Origin of the sequence: Roseisolibacter sp. H3M3-2, assembly GCF_029211165.1 — a bacterium.
Taxonomy (GTDB): Bacteria; Gemmatimonadota; Gemmatimonadetes; order Gemmatimonadales; family Gemmatimonadaceae; genus Roseisolibacter.
The window spans coordinates 1-5,317 of the sequence record NZ_JARGEK010000339.1 but is presented as its reverse complement, the minus strand read 5'-3'; the positions used below and the strand labels follow the sequence as shown (position 1 = coordinate 5,317).

The following is a 5,317-nucleotide window of genomic DNA, read 5'->3' as shown; positions in this document are numbered from 1 at the left end:
CCTCAGGCGCCCGGCGTCGAGCGCCGCCATCTCGGCGAGCGCCGCCGCCACGTCGCCGACCTCGCGCGCCGCCTCGCGCGCGGCGTCGGCCGGCGGCGCGCCGCGCGCCACCAGCTCCTGCACGCGCTGCTCGAGGTGGAAGCGCAGCTCGTCGTCCACGTCGCGCTGCGCGGCGCGCGCCGAGTCGGGGAGGCGGACGAGGCGTCGGATGCCGTCGGGAAGTCGCATCGTGTCAGCCCTCTGCGGGGACGGTACGGAGGATCCGGAAGACGGCCGCCGCGTAGCTGCTCCAGTCGTCCGCCTTCAGCTGGAGCTGCTGGCGCCCGAGGTCGGTGAGGCGGTAGTACTTGGCCTTCCGGTTGTTCTCGGAGAGCCCCCACTCGCTGGCCAGCCACCCGCGCGCCTCCAGCCGGTGGAGGGCGACGTAGAGGGCGCGGTCCTCCACCCGGATCGCCCCCTCGCTGGTGTCGGCGATCCAGCGCGCGACGGCGTAGCCGTGGCGCGGCCCCCACGAGAGGGTCTTGAGGACGAGGACGTCCAGCGTCCCCTGCAGCAGGTCGAGGTCGGTCATGGCGAGGCCTACGAGGGTCTTCCCCGGAACGTTTCCGGGGTAGACAGCGCGACCACGCGAAAGGGTTTGCAGCGGCGCGGCCGACTGGCACGATCCCTCCCCTCCCCCCCGGTCCACGCGACGGAGGGGACGACGATGCGGGACGGGCAGCGCAGGTGGGCGACGATCGCCGTGGCGGCGGCGGCGGGGTGGTGGGCGGCGCGGCAGGCGCGGCGGCAGGCCCGGCGCCTCGAGTTCGACGGGGCGGTGGCGCTGGTGACCGGCGGGTCGCGCGGGCTCGGGCTCGCCCTCGCCCGGCAGCTCCTCGACGCGGGGGCGCGGGTGGCGATCTGCGCCCGCGACGGCGCGGCGCTCGACCGGGCGCGCGCGGAGCTGGAGGCGCGGGCCGGCGACCCGGCGCGCGTGTACGCCGCGGTGTGCGACGTGACCGACCCGGCCGCGGTCTGCCAGCTGGTCACCGACGTCGGCGCCCGCCTCGGCCCGGTCGACGTCCTGGTCAACAACGCCGGCATCATCCAGGTCGGCCCGACCGAGCAGATGCGGCTCGCCGACTACGACGAGGCGATGCGCATCAACTACTACGGGCCGCTGCACGCCGCGCTGGCGGTGATCCCCGGCATGCGCGAGCGCCGCCGCGGGCGGATCGTCAACGTCGCCTCGATCGCCGGCAAGACGCCGGTGCCGCACCTCGTCCCGTACGGCGCCAGCAAGTACGCGCTCGTCGGGCTGTCGGAGAACCTGCGCGCCGTGCTGGCCCGGGACGACGTGTGGGTGACCACCGTGTGCCCGGGGGAGATGCGCACCGGCTCCCCGCGCCACGCGACGTTCAAGGGGGACCACGAGGCGGAGTACGCCTGGTTCACGGCCACCGACCACGCGCCGGTGGCGAGCATGGACGCCGACCGCGCGGCCGCCCTCATCCTCGACGCCTGCCGCCACGGCGACGCCGAGCTGGTGATGCCCGGGTGGGCGTGGCTGCAGGCGCGGCTCCACGGGCTGGCCCCCGCGCTCTCGACCGCGCTCACGGCGCTGGCCGACCGCGCCCTCCCCGCCCCGGCGCCCGGGGGCGAGGCGCCCCGCCGCGGCGCGCAGGCCGATTCGGCGCGCACCCCCGAGTGGGCGCGGGCCGCCGAACTGCGGATGGCGGGGCGCTACAACCAGCTCCCCGGCTGACCGGCGCCGGGCCGGCGGCCGCTTCCCGCCGTTTCACCGCTGGCCCGGGGCGCCCCCCGGCGTGACGGTCCCGCTCGGCGGCTCGTCGGACGGGTGCCGGGGCGCGCACGTCCGCGAGCCCCCCACGGCGAGGGAGGGGCGATGGACGAGCGGCAGGCGACGGACGCGACGGACGGGCGGCGGCTGGGCGACTACGCGCTGATCGCGCGGCTCGCCCGGCACGCGCACGCCGACGTCTACGACGCGGTGCACGCCCACACGGGCGCGCCCCGCCTGCTGTACGTCCTCCGCCCCAGGGCGATGGAGGACCACGCCCTCGTGCACCGCGTGGTGTGCGAGGTCGACGCCGCCCGCTGGCTGCGCCACCCGGTCACCGCCAAGGCGGACGGCTACGGCGACACCCCGAGCAAGCGCCTCTACGTCGCCGTCGAGCGCGCGCCGGGGCGCACCCTGCGCGAGCTGCTCGACGCCGGGGAGCGGCTGGCGCCGTGGCGCGTCGCGCGGCTCGCCTCGCGGCTGGTCGAGGCGCTCGACGAGGCGCACGCGGTCGGGCTGGCGCACGGGCGGCTGACCCCCGACGCGGTGGTGCTCGCCCCCGACGCCGGCGACGCGGGCGCGCCGATGCTCACCCTGACGGGGCTGGGCGCCGGCGCGGTCGCGCACCCGCCGGGCTACGCCGACGCCGAGCGGCCGTACGTCGCCCCCGAGCAGCTGGCCGGCGCCGACGCCGACGTGCGGAGCGACGTCTTCGGGCTCGCCTCGCTGCTGCACCACCTCCTGCTCGGCGCCGCCCCCGGCCGCGCCGCCGAGCCGGGGCCGGTCGCCGACGCGCCGCGCCCCGCCGACGTGCTGGCCGCCGCGCGCCACCCCGACCCGCGCCGCCGGCCGGCGGGGGTGAAGCTGCTGTGGGAGGAGCTGCTCGCCGCGAACGCCGCCGACGCCGCGCAGGCGCCGGCCTCCGCGCCCGCGGCCGCCGACGCGCTGGGCGCCGCCCCGGCCGCGACGTTCGAGCTGGACCTGCTGCTGGAGCCGGCGCTGCGCACCCCGCCGGTGCCGCTGCGCGCCATGTCGCCCGACCGCGAGCCGGTGGTGCGCCCCGACCTGCCGGCGTTCGCGGCGACCTCCCCGGCCCCCGCGCCGGCGTACGCCGCGTCGCTCGCGGCGCGCGCCCCCGAGCCGCGCTTCGAGCGCCCGCTCCCGCCGGCGCTGGCGCGCGAGCCCGAGCTGCTGCACGAGCCCGCGCCCGCCCCGAGCCTGGTGCCGTCGCGCCGGCGCCGCGCGCTGGTGGCGATCTTCTGGTGCGTCGCCGTCCCGGCCGTCGCGGCCGCGCTCTCCTGGCCGCTCGGGCAGGACGCGCCCGAGCCGCGGGCGGGGACGATCGACTGGGAGCCCGAGGCCGCACCCCCGTCGGCGCCGCTCTCCCCCGACGCGTTCCGGATCCCGTACCCGGACACCGCCGCGCGCCGGGCCGACACGCTGCCGACGCTCCCGGCGGTGGAGCTGCCGGAGGTGGAGGTGCCGATGGCGCCCGCGCGGCCGGCGCCGCCCCCCCTGGTGCGCCCCGAGGAGTTCTCGAAGCGGCTGACGCCGCGCCCCGAGTAGGGGCGCGGGCGTCGCGGCGCGGCGCGCCTACCGCCGCGCGACCAGCAGCTCCTCGAACAGCGCCACCGCGCGCGGGTCCTCCGAGCGCCCGAGCCAGAACAGCGCCTGCCGGCGCGTCTCGGGGTCCTTGTGGGTGCGCGCGATCTTGATGAGCTGCGGCACCCCCTCGTCGGCGGGGCGGCGCGACAGCCCCTGCACCGCCTGGATCCGCACCTCGCGGTCCGGGTCCTCGGCGAGCTCGGTGAGCCCCGCCGTCGCGACCTCGCCGGCGCCGCGGCCGAGCCAGAACATCGCCTGCCGCCGCGTCTCGCGCGGGCGCTGCACGTCCCTGGCGATCCGCAGCAGCGCGGGCCACGCCGTCACCCCCTGCCCGAGCGTCGCCGGGAAGATCGCGCTCCGCTGCGCGTTCGCCTCGGCGCGCACCCCCTCGCCGAGCGCGACGCGGAGCAGCAGCCCCGCCGCCTGGTCGGCCGGCACGTCGCCCAGGTCGACGACGTTCGCGGTCGGCGACGCCGGCGCGCGCCACTTCCCGCCGACGTAGAAGCGCACCTGCCGCACCTCGCCCCCCGACACGTCGAGCACCGCGCGCCCGGGGCCGGTCTCGCACTCGCGCTCCCACTCCACGTCGCGGCCGCGCATCGCGTTGCCGTTGATCACGACCCCCGTGAAGCTGCCGCTCCACCGCTCCTCGTTCCCGATGCGGATGCTCTCGCCGATCCCGCACACCCCCTCGCGGAGGGGGAAGGTCACGCGCACGTAGCCGTCGCGCACCTCGGCCACCCGCTGCGCCAGCGCGCCGCCCCGCGACGCGAGGTCCGCCTGGGCCGCGGCCGCCCCGGGCGCGGCGGCGAGCGCCGCGCCGAGGAGGGCCGAGCGGGCGGCGATCCGGACGATCGCCAGGGCGCTCATTTGTCGATCAGCTCCTGGATGAACGCCAGGGCGCGCGGCTCGTTCGAGCGCGACAGCCAGTAGACGGCGTTCTTGCGCAGCTCGCGGTCCTGCTCGTTGCGGGCGATGGCGATCAGCTTGTCGAGCGCCTCGGGCTCCTTGCGGCGCGACAGCGCGACCAGCAGCGGCTCCTTCAGCTCGCGCTCCTTCGTGGCGTCCCACAGCTCGACGAGCTGCGGCAGCGTGGCGTTGCGCGAGGCGTAGGCGAACGCGGTCTTGCGCACCTCGATCGCCTCGCGGCCGTCGCGCGCCACCTGGAACAGCCAGTCCTGGCTGTCGCGGCGGCGGGAGAAGCCGCTCAGCGCGCGCTCCTTCAGCTCGCGCGACTCGAGCGTCGGGAAGAGCGTGCGCGCCCACGTCACGTCGGACGAGTCGTTGCGCGTCACCGAGTAGTACAGCGCGTCGCCGCGCACCTCGGCCGGGACCTCGCGCGTCGTGGCGATCGAGCGCAGGATCTCGCGCACCTTGGGGTCGCGGCTCTGCGCCAGCGACGACACCGCGCTGCGGCGCGTGGCGGTGCTGGTGTCGCTGCGGGCGACGTCGCGCAGGAACTCGAGCGCGCGGTCGCCGCCGACGCGCGACAGCCAGCGCACGGCCTCCTCGCGCACCTCGGGCATCGGGTCGGTGCGCGCCACGTTGACGAGGATGTCGGCCGTCTCGGGCGTCTTCTTCTGCGCGACGATGAACACCGCGCGGCGGCGCAGCAGCTCCGTGCACTCCTCGCGGCGGGCCAGCACCTTGCGCAGCAGCGGCATCGCGCGCTCGGCGTCCATCTGCTGGAGCGCGTTGAGCGCGATCACCCGCTCGTCGTCGTTCTCGTCGCGGCAGTTCGGGTTGCGCCCGCGGCGCGACGACGTCTGCCCGAAGTGCACGTCGACGTTCATGTTGCGCATCGCCTCGGCGCCGGCGCGCAGCCCCTCGGTCGCGGCGCGGGCCGCGTCGACGCCGGCGGCGGCGGCCGCCTGCCCGGCGCCGGCGATCGCGCCCTGCACCTCGGGGTGCGCCATCGCCTCGGCGGCGGCC

The 5,317-nt window shown here is 77.8% G+C and carries 6 protein-coding genes; 2 read left to right on the top strand and 4 right to left on the bottom strand.

Annotation, left to right across the window (positions count from 1 at the left end; all coding sequences use genetic code 11):
- The coding region (locus PYV61_RS20510; protein WP_275835114.1) for a permease prefix domain 1-containing protein at positions 1-228 on the bottom strand (228 nt) is incomplete at its 3' end.
- Positions 229-232: 4 nt separating this feature from the next.
- Positions 233-571 carry a PadR family transcriptional regulator gene (locus PYV61_RS20505; protein ID WP_275835112.1) on the bottom strand — a complete coding sequence of 113 codons (339 nt, stop codon included), beginning with the start codon at positions 569-571 and terminating at the stop codon, positions 233-235.
- A 135-nt stretch (positions 572-706) separates the two neighbouring features.
- Here PYV61_RS20505 and PYV61_RS20500 point away from each other — a divergent pair, with 135 nt between their 5' ends.
- Complete coding sequence (locus tag PYV61_RS20500; protein ID WP_275835110.1) at positions 707-1,744, top strand: SDR family oxidoreductase; 1,038 nt, start codon at positions 707-709, stop codon at positions 1,742-1,744.
- Between the two features lie 141 nt (positions 1,745-1,885).
- Complete coding sequence (locus PYV61_RS20495) at positions 1,886-3,346, top strand: hypothetical protein (RefSeq protein ID WP_275835108.1); 1,461 nt, start codon at positions 1,886-1,888, stop codon at positions 3,344-3,346.
- Positions 3,347-3,373: 27 nt separating this feature from the next.
- Here PYV61_RS20495 and PYV61_RS20490 read toward each other — a convergent pair whose 3' ends face one another.
- A complete protein-coding gene (locus PYV61_RS20490) occupies positions 3,374-4,255 on the bottom strand; it encodes a HEAT repeat domain-containing protein (protein ID WP_275835106.1) in 882 nt (293 codons plus the stop codon).
- The coding region (locus tag PYV61_RS20485) for a HEAT repeat domain-containing protein (RefSeq protein ID WP_275835104.1) at positions 4,252-5,317 on the bottom strand (1,066 nt) is incomplete at its 5' end. The genes PYV61_RS20485 and PYV61_RS20490, both read right to left, overlap by 4 nt.